We start from the raw sequence: 17,934 nt of genomic DNA on the forward strand, positions 1-17,934 counted from the left end.
TCGACGAGTGTCACCGCAGTCAGTTCGGCGGCTCAGTACCGAGTGCCACGCTCGGTGGCTAATCGCTTCTCCAAGGCCGCCCGCGCCGTCGCCGCATACCGTTTGCACGCCTCGGCATCGACCAGACCCGGCGCGGTGCCCGTCGCGGCCAACCGTTCCCACAACGCCGACCCACCCGGATGCGGCGTGATCAGCACATCGCAGTGCAGTCGTTCGAGTACAGCCTGTCCATGCGCAAAATCCGCCGCCGCGGCAGGGTAGCGCGGGTCGCCGGAATATCGAAACGTATTGTCTGAAATCGCCGACTGGCTGTCCGCATACACCATATCCAGACAGCGCGCCGCTTCACACGAACGCCAACTCCACGTGGTGCCGCCGGCGGTGTGCCCCGGCGTGAAGTGCGCCACCACCGCGAGCTCCCCTACACGCAGCGTATCGCCGTCAGCGATCTCCCGCACGCGCGACACCTTGGGAAACGGCAGCACGATCGCAAACTGTGGATCACCAGGGCCAGAGATACCGGCGCGCATCGTCTCCGCGCTTGCTGCGCTCGCCGCCACCACTGCGCCCGTAGCACGCGCCAACTCGGCGATGCCACCAGCGTGATCGTAGTGATCGTGCGAGTTGAGAATCAGCTTTACATCCTGCACGCGAAAGCCGAGCGCGACGATGCTCTTGAGAATCACTGGCGCCGATTCCGGCAGCCCACCGTCGATCAGCACGTGCCCGGTCGGCGAGGTAATCAGAATCGCACTCAATCCGTCTGTGCCAACGTAATAGCTGTTGGCGAACAGTTTGACTGGCGCATGCGGCCTGTTCCACTCCGCGCAGCTGGAGCACTGTTTCGTGCTGTAGCCTTGGGCCGAGAGTGGCGCGGCACACAGTACGCCGGCTAGCGTGAGGATGCGGATGAGCATGGGCCTTCCCTTGCAGAACATCAGTGGTGAAACAGCGGTACCGTCTTGGAGAGTAGGATTGTAGCGCGAGGGCGCGTCTTCGGTGGGCTGGTCGCTTCGCTGCCTTGAGGACGGAACGGCCGTCTGACCGAGGGGATCACTGGTCGCTGTCGCATTACAAAATTCCATCGGTCACACGGCGATACGGCGCACGTCGCATTGCCCGCCTGTTCGCCGTCACGCATCACACCGCTGATCAGGCCACCCGAATATGCGGCCGGCTTCGCGCTGGCTCGCGCCAGCCAGTGGACGCATCGTGACGACGAGCCACGGCCCATCGTCTGGTAGGCACCATGTCTACTTTCCATCTGGCTCAACCGTCCGAGCGCGATGCCTGTGCGGCACTGCAGCGTGTATTCGGCGCCGTGTCCGCGCAGGAGAAATGGACGCACGCGTGTCGCGATGCGCGCCTCGTACCCGGTCATGTACAGACCACCGCCCAGCTTGGGCGAGTTGCCGCGGAACTTGCCCGTCAGGGTGGGGCCACCGCCAGCGTGGCGCGCTCCATTGAAATCCGCCTGCATACGTTCAGTCGATACATCGCGAATACTTCCACCGTGAGCGTGACGCCATGAGCGCGAATCCATTGTGCGCCGAGGCGCGCCTTCAGGAGATCGCCGACCTCGATCTGCTCTCGGGTGACGTCGATCCGATTCTGCAGAGCGTGGCCGAGCAGAGCGCGATACATCTTGGACTTCCCGTGTCGCTGGTGAGCGTGGTACTCGACGAAGCGCTGCATGTGGCCGGATCACACGGTCTCACCGGACTCTGGCTTGATGAGACCAAAGGTCATCCGGTGGAGTGGTCGTTTTGTGCGACCTCGGTGCACACCCGCGCGCCATACGTGGTGGAGAACGCGGCCGTCGATACGACGCACGCCACCAACCCCCTCGTCATGAATGATGGCGTGCGCTGCTACGCCGGTGTGCCGCTGATCTCGTCCCGCGGGTTCGTGCTCGGCAACCTCTGCGTGGTGGGGATGGAGCCACGCGCGTTCACTGAAGTGGAGATGACGTACCTGACCGATATGGCGGCCCAGGCAGTCGCGCGCATCGAACAGCGGCGTGTCGTGACGCCGTAGGTCCGACGTCGCCGCCACCGGCCCGAACCGCGGCTGCTGGCCACGAGTCTAGACCGTAGGTCCAAGTTGCTGCTTGCCCTCCGTCGCTTTGGGCAACATGCTTGTTGGTGTCGACGGCCACGGGCCACGGCGCAATTCGTCGACCAATGGGAATGCGAGTCGCATTGTCACCGACATGCCGCACCCACCATTGGGACCGATGCCCACAACCAGTCAGCTCGAGCGGCTCTTTTACGGCTTTCTCGAAGCCGCCCCTGACGCGGTGGTCATCATCGACGGGGGCGGGATGATCGTCCATGTGAACAGCCAGGCGGAGAAACTGTTCCGCTACGGTCGCGTGGAGCTCATCGGCCAGCCCCTCGAAATGCTCATGCCGGAGCGATTCCGCGGCGCGCACGTGGCGCATCGCGGGTCGTACGTGGTCGATCCACGCTCGCGGTCTATGGGTCGTGGTATCGACCTGTTCGGCGAGCGGAAAGACGGCACTGAGTTCCCGATCGATGTATCGATCAGTCCTCTGCCGCCGGAGTCGGGTGGGCTGTTCGCCAGCGCCATCCGCGACATGACCGATCACTGGCGGTTGGAGGAGGAACTGCGCGCGCGGTCGCGGGAGTTGGAAGAGGCTGACCGGCAGAAAGATGACTTTCTGGCAGCAGTCGCGCACGAGCTACGCAGTCCCTTGAGTGCGCTGGCGAACGCGTCCGCGCTTCTGCGATCTGCTCAGGACGATGCCGCCGCCAGTCAACGAGCCGCCGGCGTTATCGAGCGTCAAACCGCGCACATGGCCCGCTTGGTCGAAGACCTGCTCGACTTGGCGCGTGTGCGCCGCGGCAACGTCACGCTCCACCGGGAGTCGATTGACCTCCGGTCGGTCGTGACGTCAGCGGTCGAAGTCGGCCATTCACTCATCAAGGCGCGAAAGCACGAACTCGAGGTTGCACCGTTGGCCGAGCCGCTGTGGGTGAGCGGCGACCGCACCCGGCTAACACAGGTGGTCACTAATCTGCTTTCGAACGCCGCTAAATACACGCCGAACGGAGGGCACATCAGCCTTACGGCGGCGCGAGCGGATGGGGCGGCCGTCATCCGAGTTCGCGACAACGGGTCGGGTATTCCCCATGAGATGCTGTCCCGGGTCTTCGAACTATTCACCCAGATCAAAGGCGACGTGGACGACCGGTCGGGCGGGCTCGGAATCGGGTTGTCGCTCGTACGAAAACTGGTTGAGTTGCACGGGGGAACCGTGACCGCGTTCAGCGAGGGACTTGGCAGCGGGAGTGAGTTTGTAGTGCGCCTCCCGTTGCTGCCGGAGTCGCTGGACGATGGTTCGCGTTCCTCGTAGGGGCGATGGTTCGCCGCACTCCGTCCGTCGCCGTCATTTCCGCATCCATCAGTGTGCACGGCACGCGCTCACTTGGTTCTCGGCTCGGTAATGATACGCAAGTGACTGAAGCATAGCAGCAACAGCAGCAACAACAACAGGAACACGGAGATAGCGGATCAACGGAAACAGCACGAGATAAGCGAAACAGCGCTGTTCAGTTTATCCTGTGTCGTTTCCGTTGATCCGCTATCTCCGTGTTCCGGCTGTTGCCGTTGCCGTTGTTGTTTGTAATGCTGTCAGTGTGTGAAGCACCGAACGATGTCGGCGAGATAGTCGAGAGTGTCATTCACCGCTGGATCATCAAGCCCGCGCGGAGCGGCGTATCGGCTTAGTCAGCCGCTGCCGGAAACGCCAGCCGCGTGGCGTACGCACGAATGTCTTCCGGCCACACCGCAACGAGCTCGCGACAGCGCGCCTCATCTCCGCGATACAACGCGCGAATCACTTCTTCGAACTGACTCAGATCGCCCGCCGTCGCGTGCATGAAGCGGTACGCCGCGTCGCGGGCCGCGTTCACGCGATCATCATCGGCATGCGTGCGACGCGCGGCGTCGACGAGCTTTCGTAATGCCACCGACGCACCACCAGGTTGCGTGGCGAGCCATTCCCAATGTCGGGGCAACAGCGTAATCTCTCGCGCGACGACGCCGAGCTTTGGACGTCCACGCGGGCGCGGCGCAGCTTCAACGATCGCGTCAGGATTGTGCACGGCTTCATGTGCACGCCATGTGGCATCGAGGTGCGCCAGCAGGCGGCGCTCGTCGCCACGCATTTCGAGATCGATCACGCGACCGGTCGCGTCGTCGAACACCAGCACGGCGCCCTGTTGCGGATCGGCTGCTTTGATGGCCCGCCACACCGCGCCCGCGACATCGCGTAGTGGGCCCACGGCCAATAGCTCGTGTCCGCAGAATGCGGTGACCAATGGCATGTTCAACGGTGATGTCATGCACGCGCCGTGATGGCGCGCGTGGCGTAGCTGCCTTGGCCGTTGGGCTGCATGCGTTCTCGCCACATCGCTTCCAGTAGTACCAGGTCGTCGGAGGGATTGAAGTCGGGCGTGTTCTCGGGCCAGGCCAGGGTATCGAGCACTTCGATCACGAAGGCGTCGGCGCCGAGAGCGTTCCAATCTTGCTGGAGCCGCCGGTTGGGGTGCCCGCCCATGCGCAGCGTCAGCCGTTCGCGATTCAGGATGGACGGCAGATCGACGGAACGCCCGATCAGCGCCTCACCCGTTTCGAGGTTGCGCACGCAAAACACGCCCATGGGGCGGCGCGATTCCTTGTAGGCGCGGGCGAGGGCTTTGCGGTTCATTTGGCAGTCCGAATGAGTGGAGATTCTAATTGTATCCGGATAAAACTAATATGTCAATATACCCGGGTACATATAGAGCGGTTCAGGCGCGCTCGTCACTGCCGCCTCGGTCGAGGCTTTCGCGAACGCCCTCGGATTGACTCGGTGCCTGTCACGCTCGCCGGATCGTGTTGACAGCACACATCTTGATGCGGTGCATGCACTCGCCCTCGCCGCGATACCGCTGTTGCTGGCGGGCATGCTGGCGGGCATGCTGGCGGGCTTGATTGCCGCCGCCATGAGCGGGTTCATGGCCACATCGCTGGCCGACTCGATACCCACGCTGAGCGGCGCCGCGCGCGCTATCCGGGCTCGGCATCGTGGTCGGCGTGGCGCCGCTCGTTGGCATCGGGAGCAGCAAGCTCCCGATGAACGAGCGCGGCTTCGGCGCAGTCGTACTGGCGCAGTCCAGCTGGGTCCTGTGGGTGGCGTACGCGCTCACGCAAACGCGTCCCCACCCGTCACGTCATCGTGAACCGCGATCTTCGCGTGTGGCGCAATCCCTAGTGGCGCCGCGGTGTCACCCACCACAACGTTTCCGGCACAATCCCGTCCCATGTCAGCTTCTGCGCGTCATCGGCGGCCAACCAGAGCGCACCGAACGACAGCTTGGACACGTTCGTGATCTTCTGAATATCGAGCTTTGACACGTCATCGCTTGGTCGATGATAGTCGGCGTGCTCGCCATTGAAGAACTGCATGATAGGAATCCCTCGCTCCAAGTACGGACCGGCGTCGGTGCGCGGGTAGTAGTAGGATGCACTCACGTCCTCGTAGCGACGGTCCAAGGCGATAAACGGAAACTCCCTCGCAGCACGCTGCAAGGCGGCTTCAATGCGCGTACTGAGCAACAACGGACCCGTGACGTAAATGGAATCGGCCGACGACAGCGTCTGTTCTTTCGGACTGTTGTTGGGGCGACTCCGCCCGATCATGTCGTTACTGACGTGCAGCACCAGCTTGTCGGACCACGCGCCGTACGCGATCGCGCGTGTCCCCCACAGTCCAACTTCTTCGCCCGAGTCCCAGATCAGCAGGATCGAGCGCTTCGCACGCGGCGCAGCGACCAGCGCGCGCACCACTGCCATGTTACCCGCGCTGCCGCTCGCATTGTCATCAGCGGCATTGTACTGATCGGGAAGCGCGTTCCCCCGTACACTCCCATTCGCCGGCACGGCACCGTCCAAGTGCGCCGCGAGCGACACCCACTCCTGCTTGAGCACCGGGTCCGAGCCCTCGAGCATGCCCACCACGTTGTACGGCCGCGCGTCGAGCGTGGTCGCCGCAAAGTCGATGCGCAGTCGATTGTTTGCGCCAAGGTCAATCGACTTCCGGTCGAGCGTTGTATCGCGTGAGAGCACGGTCTCCGGCAACAGCGACGTACCCGCCAGCAGTTTCGCTAACGCCCCAGCGGACATCGAAATGCTCGGCACCTGAAACTGCGCGTACGCCACTCCCACGGATGGATTGAGATCCTGCCCAGTCACGGCCCGACGCGTCGAGGTGGCGAGCGCCGAATCGCTCACTACCGTGATGATGCCCAACGCGCCGCCAAAGCGCGCGACTTCTGTGACGGTGAGGTAATCCACTCCAACCTTCCCGCTGGGCATTCCAGCGCGAACGGCACCGCGTCCCGTTTGCGGTGGGGCGCCACTCAGCAGCAGCCACTTGCCTCGAATATCGAGCCCAGCGTACGGGTCGACGTTGCGCTTCAGCAATTGAATCCCGTTGCCAACGTAGACGACGTTCGCTTCACGCACACCAGGTACCAGAAAGCTATTGATCAGAAAGTCTTTGCCCCACACGATCTGTTCTGTGCCAATAGCGCCCGCCACCTTGGTGGTATCGAGTGTGCTCCGGGTGACCGTGTAGTGCTGGAAGTAGGTGCCGTCGTCGCCCATGGGCTTGACGCGCATGGATTTCAAGAATCTCGCAACGTAGTGCGCCGCCGAGTCGTAACCCGGTGAGTCGAGCCCAGGGAACGGCGTGCGTCGCCCCATGTTCGCATCGGACGCGAGATAGCTGACGTCGCGGAGAATGTCGTCCGCGCGAATGCGCTGCGCGGCGGCCTGCGTGCGGCGCACGCGAGCATCGGTCGACGGTTGCGCGGTCGCGGTGCGCGGCACACTACACCAACACAGTACGGCCAGCGTCAGGTAGCGAAGTGTTTGCATGTTTAGCATGCGGAAACGGTACCATGCGATCGGCCTGCTTTCAACTTTCAGGCGCCCGGCGCGGCGGTCCACCCGCGCGATGGCGTTCCCAATCATTTCGTCATTGCGGTTCTTCGCGTTGCGTCGTGATGCTTCGCGTGCTCGGCGAGCGTTGCGTCAGTCGTCTGGCTGTCCGAGAGCTCCGAAACAACCGAAAGCATCGTAGTTGCCACGAATACCGCGAAGACGGCAGAATTGCGCGTGGCAGCGCCATGGGGGCAGCTTTACAATCGTCTCCGAAGGCAGGACCGTTCGTTCCGCCCACGCGCGTGTCGGCCATCTCTGCAAATCCCTCGACACTACCACCCATGAACCGATTCATGTTGTCGTCGTTGCGCTCGTTGGCGGTGACGTTGGCGGTCATCGCGCTGGGCTGCACGACGCCCGCCGTGCCGGTGGTCGTCAACACCGCCGATCGTGATCTGCTCGATGTGACCGTGCCGAAGTTGGAGCAGTTGTACGCCGACAAACGCTATACGGTGACACAGGTGGTGCAGTGGCACCTCGATCGCATCGATCGCTACAACGGCGTGTACGGCGCCATCGAGACGGTGCTGCGAGAGAGTGCGCTGGCCGAGGCGGCGCGTCTTGACGCCGAGGCGACCAAGGGCACGGTGCGCGGTCCGTTGTGGGGCGTGCCGATCGTGATCAAGGCTAACACCAGCGTGCAGGGGCAGATCACCACCGCGGGCTGGGAGGGATTCACGCGCCCCGGACACGAGCTCGTGGCGCCCAAGGATGCTACGGTCGTGGCCAGATTGCGTGCTGCGGGGGCAATCATCGTGGGACTGGCCAACATGCCGGATCTCGCCAACAGCGATACCAATCGCAGCAGTTCGTTTGGTCGTACCGGCAATGCGTATGACGTGCGCTTTTCGCCTGGTGGGTCGAGTGGTGGTGTGGTGACCGCGGTGGCGGCGAATATGGCGGTGCTGGGCAATGGAACCGATACGGGTAATTCCATTCGCATGCCGGCGGCCACCAGCGCGCTGGTGGGTGTGTATCCCACGCGCGGGCTGGTGAGTATCGCGGGGGTCGCGCCGCTCGACTGGCTGCTCGACAATACCGGGCCGATCGCCCGCACCGTTGGCGATGCCGCGATCGCGTTGGACGTGATGGCGGGCAAGGATTCGCTCGACCCGCAAACGCTGTTGGCGCCGGACTCGCTCCGCCGCGCCACGGAAGGCCTTGCTACTGCATCACTCAAAGGCAAACGTTTCGGCGTGCCGGCCTTCATCTTGGCCGGCAGCGGGATCCCGTTTCACGGTATTCCGGCGGACATACCGGAATCAGCCGTCGACTCGATTCGCGCCGCCGCGAACATGTCGCTCCGCGACGACACGCGCGCGCTGTTCATGAAAGCGGTGGAATCGCTTCGTGCGGCCGGGGCCGAGGTCGTTGTCAGCGATAGTATCCTGCCGCTGCAATTCGCCAAGATGGCGAGCCGCGTGGCGACCTATGCATACATGCGTGATGGTACCGATCGTTTTCTCGCGCTGTTCGGACCAGCCACCTATCATTCGGCCGCCGAGTATGAGCAGGTGGTGGGTGCTCCGCTGTTTGGATCATCGATCGGCGTCGAGGATAACTTTCGCCGGCTGCCCGGCGTGCAACTCGAGCAGCGTGTGTTGAGCACCGACGAGGACGCCGAACGCAATTATCACGCACCACGTCGCGCGATGCTGGCCGAGTATGTGGCCACACTCGACCGCATGAAGCTGGACGGATTCGTGTATCCGGCCATTCAGATGCCGCCGCCGGATGAATCGATGCCGCAGGATGGGCGCGTTAGTGAAGGGCCGCACTCGGCGACGAGTTGGGTGAACATGATCGGCGTGCCGGCCGTGGTGGTGTTTGCGGGCCACTACGCAAGCGGATTACCCTTTGGACTCGAGCTGTCGGCGCGTCCATGGACCGATCGTGAGCTGCTCGGTATCGCGGTGGCATGGGAGCAGGCGACGCCGCGGCGTAGGTCGCCGACACTGGTGGAGACGGGGTTGTTGCCCGTGCTGAAGGCGCGAGCGGGTAAGTAGGTGATCACCTTCGTCAGTCGAGGTCTCAAGGCTCTAGCCGTATTGTGCACATTCGTACTGCTGTATTTGATCTACGCCAGCGTACGCCAAGGCTATCCGTGGAAAGACAACTGGCTTGGTATGTTGCTCCTGCAGATAGCCGTGCTACTCCTGCGCCGCGCCGCGCGACTGCTTGAGCAGGGCAAGCGATCGGGAGCCGTTCTGGGTTTGATCTGTGTACTAATCGGTTCCACGTCAATGATCTTCACCGATGTGCACCCTGCGGTGCAGGGGTTCTGGCTGGTAGTGCTTGGTGTGCCGTTGATCATCGTGTGGTTCCAACTGGTCAAGCGACCGACATCGGTGATGGCCAGAATCCCCGAAGCACCTCAGGAGACGTTGTGAAATTCAGTCTGCCTTTCCTTGCGCTGGTGTGCGTCAGCGCCCTCTCGGCCAGCGCCTGCGGGATCGTTGAGCCGAATTCGCGCGAATACGGGGTGCCGATCGATTCCATCACGGGGCCATTGGTGGCCACGCGTGGGAGCATCGTTGAGCAGAAACTCTACGGTCTCGTGGGCGCGAACGGCTGTGCCAGTGTGAGTGAGGTGAAGGTGGTGCCGCAGGCCGCCACCACGACCGTGGAGGTCCGAGCTCGCTATAAGAATGGCAACTGCACACAAATGCCGATCTATCTCAACGGCTACGCCGTACAGCTGCCCGTACCCAACGCGGCGACTTTCACGGTGTCCGTGAAGCAGCCCAACGGGCGATTGCTGACCCGTACGCTCATCGTGCAATGAGCGGCTAACGGGTCGTCCGGAGCACGGCGGCCGTGGTTTTCCAGCTGGCACGCCTTCTGCTCAACGTCATGGTGCCGGTCCGCGATCCAGCAGGATCGGTACTCCCATCACGCTGAGACGCTACCATGTCAGTCGCCAAAGTCATCGAGATCATCTCGTCGAGCACCACCAGCTTCGACGACGCCGTTACGCAGGGCATTGCGAAGGCCTCGGAAACCATCACCGGCATCAAGGGCGCCTGGATTCAGGATCAGAGTGTCGAGGTCGCCGACGGCAAGGCGACGATGTACAAGGTCACGCTCAAGCTCACGTTCGTGCTCAAAGGTGACTGAACGTTTCTGACGTCGGGGGTGTCGTATTGGAGTCCGCGACACCCCCGCTCGGTACCCCATAAGAGCACACTGCCGATGCCTCGCAATGTTCGCCGTCGCTTCGCCGCTGTGCTCGCCACGTTTGCGCTGACCGCTTTCCATCGGCCGCCAGCGCCGTCGCCGAGGGCATTGCCTACCCGCGGGGCGCTGATGGGCACGCTGGTTACAACTGCCGCCATGCGTGCGGCGCGCGCGGCTCACACGGCAACCACCCTACCTGACGGCCGGGTGTTGGTGGCCGGGGGATTCACCGGCGAGGAGCACGCAGTGAGCGGCGCTGAGCTCTACGATCCCGCCAGTGGACGGTTCACACCGCTGTCTCGCATGAGTACGCTACGTCACAGCCACACCGCGACGCTGCTCCCGAACGGGAAGGTGCTTATCGTTGGCGGCTACACGGCGGGGTCGGCGGTGCTCACCTCGGCCGAACTGTTCGATCCGATCACGCGACGCTTTGCGCCAACGGGCGCCCTGCGCGCGGCGCGAGCGGGGCACACGGCCGTGGCGTTGACGAACGGAAAGGTGTTGATCGCCGGCGGTGTCGGCGCCGGGTGGAGTTTTTTGTCGAGCGCCGAGCTGTATGATCCCGCGACCGGCCGCTTCACGCCGACTGGCCAGATGGCCGTCGCGCGTGAGAGTCATGCCGCCGTGCCGCTGCGCGATGGGGGCGTTCTCGTGGTGGGCGGGCATCGCGGCCGTCGCGCGGAAATCACCCTATACACGTCGGCTGAGCGTTACGACGTGGCCAGTGGCACGTTCCGGAAAATTGGGGACATGCGTGTACGCCGACACAAGCACGATGCCGTCGTGCTGCGCGACGGGCGTGTGCTGATCACTGGTGGAACCGATGAACGCGACATGAACGGTGTGTACAACAGCACCGAACTGTTCGATCCCGCATCGGGCACGTTCACACCAGGGCCCGTGATGGCGCGCGCACGCTATAAACACAACGGCAGCGCCGTACTCTTGGCTGACGGCACCGTCCTGATTGCCGGTGGCGCCACGCAGGCGGAAACATTTGATCCGCGCACCCAAACCTTCGCGCTCGTGTCAGGGAACAGCGAGATGGCCGGACAGTTTTCGGCGGTCGCCCCGCTTTCCGGTGGTGGCGTCCTGATTACCGGTGGATACGGTGGCGGACGCGGTCCACGCACGAATGCGTGGCTGTATCGACCGTAGCGCGGCGACATGCACGTGTAGTTACTACCGTGGTGCGTACTACATCATGGTGATTATGATCGCGCCGCAGGTACCGGAGACCATTGGCAGACCGCTAAAAACTGCAGTGAGGGGATGCACTTCCACGCTTTGCCATTGCATCGGGCTCACGGCCGCCACAAACTCGACGTCGACGGGTGCCCGATTTCGTAAATGAGAGCCGCTGCACCGGCGACCGAAGAGTCGCAGCGCGCTCGCGTTAAAGATGCGGTACCCGCGCAACACGCCTAGGTCTTGGGTTTTCCGCTAAACGTCTGCGAACGCCACGTAGACGCACCGGGGTGCTCCCACACTGAATCGAGGCGTTCCGTTGCCGGGATGTAGAACGCGGCGCGCAAGACGCCACTCGGCATGAAGTGCAGTAGCGGATCACCATTCGGCGGCGAGTGGGCGCCCATGATCTTTCGCTTGATGTCCTGATGGAACGGCTCGCTGGGACGCCAGTTCCAGATGCCACCATGCTGCGCCTGAAACTCGAGCGATTCCTGTAGCGCCTTCTGCACGTGTGGATATGTAGCGTCGTGAATCAGCATGCCACTGTCGTCCTTGGTGAAGCCGAACAGGTCGTGATCGCCGACCATGTTCACATCGGGTCGTGCCTTCAACCGGATGTACGGACCTTCAATCGCCGCGTGCTCCTTGTAGTGTCCAAAGCGATACTCGTGATCCTCCTCGGCAAACTCCTTCGCGCGGTCCTTGAACAGATCGCGAAGCTTGCCCCAGTCCTGTTCCGACTTCGGCCAGAAACGCAACTTCTCGTCAAGCTTTCGCCGTTGTAGCGTGGGCAGTCGTACGCTCTCGATGTATTGTCGCTTGCGCGCCCAATCCTGATCGGTCACCTGAGCAGACTGCGAAACCACCGTGGCACCGGTCGGTCGATTGCCGGAACTCCACCCCACGCGCGGGTTGTAGTGCACCACGGCGCCGATGTCTTCCCACTTGATCTCGTCGCACAAAAATAGATCGAGCTCCTTCGACGTCTTGTTCTTGAACTCCTGCGCCTTGGTCGGATTTCCGGACTCGATGCCCATATGCGCGAGCACGCCGGTAGGACGCACGGAAATGCCGATCTTGTACTTGGTCGCGATTTGCGCGGCGGCGGTCATGGCTCCCTTTACCATGCCCTGCAGCAAATACTCCTGCTCCATATTGCGCTCGATCGACGCCACGGTGTGACGCGGATCGCCGAGTTGCTGGAAAAACGTCGCCTTGTTCCACCCGGTACTGGAGTTGGCCGGGTCGGACTTGAATACGACTGGGGCAATGTTGGTGTTCTCGCCCGGCTGGTTGAAAAACGCGTTCTCGCGCGACGTCTTGGGAGCGGTCATGCTCGATTCTAGAGCGCGTAGCGGCGAAGCGCGAGCATGCGCTTACCCCGGCAGTAGCGAACTCAGCATCACGCCCATGTTGGGGCGATCGCGAGCAAAAGGGACTGTCTCGTGCAGCGGGCCGCGTTTTTAGGCGTCACGGTCGCTCCGACCGAGCGTCCAGTGCCGCCAGAATGAGCTGGCGGAAGTGGGCATCGATTTCGATCGGTGACATGCTCGATCCGGAGTTCATCCACCAGACAATGGTGGACCAGAGTGCGCCCACGATGAACTCGATCGTGAGCCCTTCGGCGTCCGTCGGCTTCGCGCGCGTAGAGACCTCGTCGCGCACCAGATCGCGAAGCATCCGGCGGATCATTCGTTCGACTGTGATTTCATCTTCTTGGCACATCGACGTAGCGTAAATCGCACGATGACTCGCCAGATGGGTGAAGAACGGCAAACTGAATCCGAATCGTGCGCGACCAGACTGCTTCCCAGCTGTTTTCAATCCTTCATGTAGTCGGCTGATGCTCGACGACAGCAGATCATCCTTGCTCTCGAAATGCGCATAGAAAGTGGCGCGACCCACGCCGGCCCGGTCGAGGATCGACTGAATCGTCACCTTTTCGTAGCCGACCTCCATAAGCCGCCACCGAAGGGCATCGAGTAGCAGCTGCTTCGATCGCGTGACGCGTCGGTCGGTCGGTTTCTGCTCTGTCGGCATTTGCGATCCTGAACAAGAACGAAAATCATGTTCGGTATCGAACAGCAGATGCATGGCTGTTCCAGCCCGTGATCCAGCGAACACTACGTTCTCCGAATGCAACCCACAACACTACGCGATATCCCCACGGCCGCGTCCTTGGCTACGCCCTTCATCGCACTGCGTGCTGTCGCCAAACGCTATACGGTGCCATCCGGATCGTTTGCCGCACTGACCGATGTGTCACTTTCAATCCACGCGGGTGAATGCGTCGCCGTCATCGGGAAATCCGGAAGCGGGAAGACCACGCTGATCAATCTCCTCACCGGGATCGATGTGCCGAGTGACGGCGAACTCGTGGTCGGTACGACCAGCGTGCATCGACTGTCCGAGCAGGCGCTGTCCGTTTGGCGCGGGCGTCACGTCGGCATCGTTTTTCAGTTCTTCCAGTTGCTTCCGACGCTCACTGTCGCGGAGAATGTCATCCTGCCGATGGACTTCTGTGCCGTGCACCAGTCGGGGCAGCGCCGCCGCATCGCACTCGATCTCCTCGATCGGCTCGGTATCGCCGATCAGGCGGACAAGCTGCCAGCCGATCTGTCCGGTGGTCAACAGCAGCGCGCCGCCATTGCACGCGCGCTGGCGAATGATCCCCCCCTGATCGTCGCCGATGAGCCGACCGGCAACCTGGATTCCGCGACCTCGCACGCCGTCATGTCGATGCTGTCCAGTCTGGCGGCAGATGGAAAGACGGTGATCACGGTGACCCACGAGCGGGAGTTCAGTCGATACTTCACGCGAAGCATCGCCCTCCACGACGGGCGAATCGTATCCGATGAACGCGTCGTACCGGTCGGCAGCGATCAGACGGGAGCGTCGCAGTGATAGCACCACGATGGCGAAAAGTGTTACGCGATGCGCAGCAAGCACGCGGGCGTCTGCTGCTGATGATCGCCGCGCTGTCCGCCGGGATCGCCGGCGTGGTGGTCATGCTCAGCACATACACCGTGCTGACGCGTGAGGTGCCGGCCAACTATCGCCGTAGCCATCCCGCCTCGGCGGAACTGCAGCTTGACCGTGCGCTGCCGGCCGAGGCGTTCCGCGTGCTGGAGTCCCTTCCCAACGTACAGGCGATCACCGTGACGGCGCGCGTGCGCGGCCGGATGCAAACCGGTCCGGGCGAGTGGATCGGCATCCTCATGTTTGTACAGCCCGATCCTGCCACCGCGAAGATCGGCACGGTGGCGCTTCAGCCCGGCGGTCGCTACCCAGGCAAACGTGAGGTGGTGTTCGAACGGAGTGCGCTGGCGCTCAGTAAGCACAGTATCGGTGATTGGATCCTGGTCGAACGCGAAGGCCACGGCGTCGACTCGCTTCGGGTGTCCGGCGTGGTGCACGACCCTGGGGTCGCGCCGGCATGGCAGGAGCAAACGGTCTATGCGTATGTCTCGCTCGCCACGATCCAAGCGATGGGCGGAACACCACCGCTGACACGGCTCAGCATCCGGGTTCGTGACGGACAGACTGACGCGAATGTCATCGAGCGCACCGGTCTGGACGTCGCCAAAGCCGTTGGACGTTTTGGCATCGTGGTCGACGAGATTCGTATCCCGCCACCAGAGCAGCACCCGCACCAAGCGCAGATGACCGCCGTGATCAAGATGCTGTTGATTTTCAGTCTGCTGGCGCTGCTGCTCGCGGCGATGCTGTCATCAACGGTCGTCAGCGCCCTGCTTGCGCAACAGGTGCGATCCATCGCCATCATGAAGGCCATTGGCGCACGGACCAGCCAGATCCGTAGTGGCTACCTCGTATTCGTTGCCCTGATCGGTGTCGGCGCCCTTGCTATCGGCCTGCCCGTCGGCCTCATCGGCGGCCGTGCCCTCATGCGGGCTATCGCGCAGCTCCTGAATTTGGAGCTCACGTCGCTCTCACTCCCGTGGTCGCTGTATGTGGGGACCGTCATCATCGCGATTGCGCTTCCCGTGTTGTTGGCGTTGGCGCCCATTCAAGCAGCGGCGCGACGATCGGTCCGTGACGCACTGGACGATACCGGTGGCCCAGCAAACGGGGGCCGTTCTTTGGCACTCCTTCGCCTCGCGTCCCGTGTCCGGATCGGCGTGGCGTGGATAGACCTCGCGCTGCGGAACGTCATCCGACGTCGGAAGCAGCTGTTCTTCACGGCCCTGCTGATGTCGTTCGCCGGTGCGATGTTCCTGGCAAGTCTCGATCTCCGGGCGGCGTGGATCACGAGTGTATCCGACGCGGCAAGCGCGCGTGGCTACCAACTCGAAATCGGTGTCCCTGAAGGCACCTCGAACGCGCAAGTTCGGGAAGTGCTCGAGCTGCTGCCTGAAGTGGCGCGAGTCGAGGCGTGGCGTTCCGACCACGCCGCCGCGATCGAGAGCGGTGGCATCCTGATCACCAGAGTCTATCCCGACGGCGCGCACGGTGGCATTCAAGCCCGCGTGGCACCAGTGGCAACCCAACTCATTGCCCATGAGATCAGCAGCGGACGCTGGCTCGTGTCCAACGACTCGGACGCGGTTGTGCTGAACGGGCTGGCGCTCCGCCTCGCGTACCCGACCGCGCAAGTCGGAGACACCATTCCCATTACGATCGGGGATACACCGTTGAAGCTTCGACTGGTGGGAATCAGCCGTGAGCTACTGACTCCCGGAGCGGCATACATCTCGCCGCGCACCTACGTCCGCGTCGCATCGGACACCGGCACCTCGAATGCCTTCCGCATCGGCCTGCGCTCACCGGAGCGTGCCGAAGAGGCGAGCGGCGCTATTCGCGCGGCGCTCGCGCGTGCCGGAATCGTCGTGACCGGGATCGTCAGCGAGGGGCGTCTGGCGTCCGCGCAGGGCGGTCATGTGCGCATCCTGGTGGTGGCCCTCGGAGTAATTGCGGCGATCATGTCGCTGGTGGGAATGCTCGGGCTCTCTTCCTCACTCGGCGTCTCGGTGCTCGAGCGCACCAAGGAGATCGGCGTGATGCGCGCCGTTGGGGCTACGCACGGTGCGATCATCCGCATGGTGCTCGCTGAAGGTGCCTGCATCGCCGTTGCCAGCTGGGGCATGGCCGTGCTGCTCGGCGTGCCGCTGACAGCCGCGGTCGGCCGCGTGCTGGCTTCGATATCTGCACAAGAGCTCGAGCTGATTCTGTCACCAATGGCCGTGACACTCTGGTTTCTGCTCGTCGTCGGTGGAGCTGTGCTCGTCAGCGTGCTGCCGGCGCGTCGAGCGACACGAATCCACGTGCGTGACGCCCTGAACTTCACTTGATACAGGACGAAGCTATGACCTCGAAACAGCGAACCGGCGTGTTCCTTCTGACCATCGTCATCCTTGTGTGTGCCATCTTAGCGGTACGGCGATTCGACCTCATGAGCACCATCAAACGACTCCACGGGATTGCTGTTCTGCCAAGCGAGGGGACGGGCAGTTACGGTGAGTCGCCAACGCGCATGCTCTCTAGGTCGCGGATCATGTGATACGGATAGACCAATCGTCTCCACGTGACTGAACGTATCGCTTACATGACCTGCAGTACCTGCGGAAGCGCGTCGCTGGTGCACGCTCTCGTGCTCCTGCGGGAGCGGCACACTCAGTCGATACATCAGTATGGTCGTGTTTCGATCAAGCGCCCGATCTGCAGGTGTGGTTTGGCCGTCACCGTTCTTCGAAGGCGCTGAGCAAGCGTTTTCCGTCCACTCATGACTCGCGTCGCACGTGCCGCCGGCGGGCTGCGAAGCGCCGGACGGTTTCGGATATTTGTGCGGGGGGTACGGATCATCGTGCTGTCGTGCCTGAGCGCGGCGGCCGTCGTGTTCGCGCTGGTGAACCTGCTGGCCCTGGCCACGCCGCCGGTGCCGATCGCCCCATCGCGGCTACCACGACTGATCATCAACGATGTGGCGATCGTGAACCCGGACAGCTGAATCCGACGATCGAGGCGCACCATCTTGCAGGACCCCTTGATGATCGATCTGTCAACGCAACCGACGGGGCACCGGTGCGCTCAACCTCACCCTGTGGTTGGAGCGTTCCCGGTTGATCAGGCGGATCTCCGGGTCGATCTCCACGAAGGTCGGCGTTTGTACTGGCGTGGTACTGGCGATGGAGAGGTCGACCACGATTGCCCCGTTGGTGACGCGTTGCCGCACCGTGTTCAGCAACTGCGGGGCTTCTGTCGTGCCACCGTAGATCCCCACGGTTACGAGGGCGCTGTTCGCACTCGACTCGTGTTCGCCGGTGCTGTCCGAGCGCACGCGCTGTACGCGGAATCGCGCGACCACTCGTGCACGGTCATCTCGCTGCTCTATAGTCGCCGAGTCGGCTACGAGATCGTAGATCACGCGTTCGGCAAACCACTCGTTCACTACCGCACGTGCGTCGTCACCGCGGGCGGCCTTGCGCAACAGCGTGTACAGCTCAGTCACCGACGCAGCACCGCGCGGTCCGCGCTCTCGCGCCAGCAGCGCGTGTAGTGCTGCATTGATCGCCGAATCACCCAGCATGGGAT

General features: G+C 62.8%; 19 protein-coding genes. 12 read left to right on the forward strand and 7 right to left on the reverse strand.

Annotated features, from left to right (window positions below; translation table 11 throughout):
* Window positions 1-32: 32 nt before the first annotated feature.
* Window positions 33-917, reverse strand: a complete 885-nt coding sequence (gene bla, locus ACLL97_RS13050; protein ID WP_411280909.1) for a subclass B3 metallo-beta-lactamase — start codon at window positions 915-917, stop codon at window positions 33-35.
* 332 nt (window positions 918-1,249) lie between these two features.
* Here bla and ACLL97_RS13055 point away from each other — a divergent pair, with 332 nt between their 5' ends.
* The 3 genes from ACLL97_RS13055 (at window position 1,250) to ACLL97_RS13065 (ending at window position 3,379) form a co-directional block, all read left to right on the forward strand.
* Window positions 1,250-1,531, forward strand: coding sequence for a hypothetical protein (locus tag ACLL97_RS13055; protein ID WP_411280910.1), 282 nt, complete (start codon window positions 1,250-1,252; stop codon window positions 1,529-1,531).
* Window positions 1,528-2,037, forward strand: coding sequence for a GAF domain-containing protein (locus tag ACLL97_RS13060; RefSeq protein ID WP_411280911.1), 510 nt, complete (start codon window positions 1,528-1,530; stop codon window positions 2,035-2,037). The genes ACLL97_RS13055 and ACLL97_RS13060 overlap by 4 nt, the downstream gene beginning before the upstream one ends.
* Before the next feature lie 199 nt (window positions 2,038-2,236).
* Window positions 2,237-3,379, forward strand: coding sequence for an ATP-binding protein (locus ACLL97_RS13065; protein WP_411280912.1), 1,143 nt, complete (start codon window positions 2,237-2,239; stop codon window positions 3,377-3,379).
* Between the two features lie 370 nt (window positions 3,380-3,749).
* Here ACLL97_RS13065 and ACLL97_RS13070 read toward each other — a convergent pair whose 3' ends face one another.
* Both ACLL97_RS13070 and ACLL97_RS13075 read right to left on the reverse strand, forming a co-directional pair.
* Window positions 3,750-4,370 (reverse strand): DUF2239 family protein, encoded by a 621-nt coding sequence (locus tag ACLL97_RS13070; protein ID WP_411280913.1) that lies wholly within the window; start codon window positions 4,368-4,370, stop codon window positions 3,750-3,752.
* Window positions 4,367-4,735 carry a GIY-YIG nuclease family protein gene (locus ACLL97_RS13075; RefSeq protein ID WP_411280914.1) on the reverse strand — a complete coding sequence of 123 codons (369 nt, stop codon included), beginning with the start codon at window positions 4,733-4,735 and terminating at the stop codon, window positions 4,367-4,369. Before ACLL97_RS13075 ends, ACLL97_RS13070 begins: the two co-directional genes overlap by 4 nt.
* A gap of 193 nt (window positions 4,736-4,928) precedes the next feature.
* On the opposite strand from ACLL97_RS13075, the gene ACLL97_RS13080 reads away from it, so the two are divergent.
* Complete coding sequence (locus ACLL97_RS13080; RefSeq protein ID WP_411280915.1) at window positions 4,929-5,249, forward strand: hypothetical protein; 321 nt, start codon at window positions 4,929-4,931, stop codon at window positions 5,247-5,249.
* Between the two features lie 28 nt (window positions 5,250-5,277).
* Here the strand turns inward: ACLL97_RS13080 and ACLL97_RS13085 are convergent, their stop codons facing one another.
* A complete protein-coding gene (locus ACLL97_RS13085) occupies window positions 5,278-6,957 on the reverse strand; it encodes a M28 family peptidase (RefSeq protein ID WP_411280916.1) in 1,680 nt (559 codons plus the stop codon).
* A 338-nt stretch (window positions 6,958-7,295) separates the two neighbouring features.
* On the opposite strand from ACLL97_RS13085, the gene ACLL97_RS13090 reads away from it, so the two are divergent.
* The 5 genes from ACLL97_RS13090 (at window position 7,296) to ACLL97_RS13110 (ending at window position 11,352) form a co-directional block, all read left to right on the forward strand.
* Window positions 7,296-9,020, forward strand: coding sequence for an amidase (locus ACLL97_RS13090; RefSeq protein WP_411280917.1), 1,725 nt, complete (start codon window positions 7,296-7,298; stop codon window positions 9,018-9,020).
* The gene (locus tag ACLL97_RS13095; protein WP_411280918.1) at window positions 9,021-9,404 is read left to right on the forward strand and encodes a hypothetical protein; all 384 of its coding nucleotides are present in this window, start codon (window positions 9,021-9,023) and stop codon (window positions 9,402-9,404) included.
* Window positions 9,401-9,799 (forward strand): hypothetical protein, encoded by a 399-nt coding sequence (locus ACLL97_RS13100; protein ID WP_411280919.1) that lies wholly within the window; start codon window positions 9,401-9,403, stop codon window positions 9,797-9,799. Before ACLL97_RS13095 ends, ACLL97_RS13100 begins: the two co-directional genes overlap by 4 nt.
* A 125-nt stretch (window positions 9,800-9,924) precedes the next feature.
* The gene (locus ACLL97_RS13105) at window positions 9,925-10,131 is read left to right on the forward strand and encodes a dodecin family protein (protein WP_411280920.1); all 207 of its coding nucleotides are present in this window, start codon (window positions 9,925-9,927) and stop codon (window positions 10,129-10,131) included.
* A gap of 75 nt (window positions 10,132-10,206) precedes the next feature.
* Window positions 10,207-11,352, forward strand: coding sequence for a Kelch repeat-containing protein (locus ACLL97_RS13110; RefSeq protein ID WP_411280921.1), 1,146 nt, complete (start codon window positions 10,207-10,209; stop codon window positions 11,350-11,352).
* A gap of 266 nt (window positions 11,353-11,618) precedes the next feature.
* Here ACLL97_RS13110 and ACLL97_RS13115 read toward each other — a convergent pair whose 3' ends face one another.
* Together ACLL97_RS13115 and ACLL97_RS13120 are read right to left on the reverse strand one after the other, a co-directional pair.
* Complete coding sequence (locus ACLL97_RS13115) at window positions 11,619-12,719, reverse strand: hypothetical protein (RefSeq protein ID WP_411280922.1); 1,101 nt, start codon at window positions 12,717-12,719, stop codon at window positions 11,619-11,621.
* A 136-nt stretch (window positions 12,720-12,855) separates the two neighbouring features.
* Window positions 12,856-13,425 (reverse strand): TetR/AcrR family transcriptional regulator, encoded by a 570-nt coding sequence (locus ACLL97_RS13120; protein ID WP_411280923.1) that lies wholly within the window; start codon window positions 13,423-13,425, stop codon window positions 12,856-12,858.
* A gap of 96 nt (window positions 13,426-13,521) precedes the next feature.
* On the opposite strand from ACLL97_RS13120, the gene ACLL97_RS13125 reads away from it, so the two are divergent.
* The 3 genes from ACLL97_RS13125 (at window position 13,522) to ACLL97_RS13135 (ending at window position 17,350) form a co-directional block, all read left to right on the forward strand.
* Entirely contained in the window at window positions 13,522-14,289 is a 768-nt protein-coding gene (locus ACLL97_RS13125; RefSeq protein WP_411280924.1) for an ABC transporter ATP-binding protein, read from the forward strand.
* A complete protein-coding gene (locus ACLL97_RS13130; RefSeq protein ID WP_411280925.1) occupies window positions 14,286-16,694 on the forward strand; it encodes an ABC transporter permease in 2,409 nt (802 codons plus the stop codon). Before ACLL97_RS13125 ends, ACLL97_RS13130 begins: the two co-directional genes overlap by 4 nt.
* 431 nt (window positions 16,695-17,125) lie before the next feature.
* Window positions 17,126-17,350, forward strand: coding sequence for a hypothetical protein (locus ACLL97_RS13135; RefSeq protein ID WP_411280926.1), 225 nt, complete (start codon window positions 17,126-17,128; stop codon window positions 17,348-17,350).
* A 51-nt stretch (window positions 17,351-17,401) separates the two neighbouring features.
* On the opposite strand, the gene ACLL97_RS13140 is transcribed toward ACLL97_RS13135, so the two are convergent.
* Window positions 17,402-17,929, reverse strand: coding sequence for a hypothetical protein (locus ACLL97_RS13140; RefSeq protein WP_411280927.1), 528 nt, complete (start codon window positions 17,927-17,929; stop codon window positions 17,402-17,404).
* Window positions 17,930-17,934 lie beyond the last annotated feature (5 nt).

Origin of the sequence: Gemmatimonas sp. (assembly GCF_046594945.1) — a bacterium.
Taxonomy (GTDB): domain Bacteria; phylum Gemmatimonadota; class Gemmatimonadetes; order Gemmatimonadales; family Gemmatimonadaceae; genus Gemmatimonas.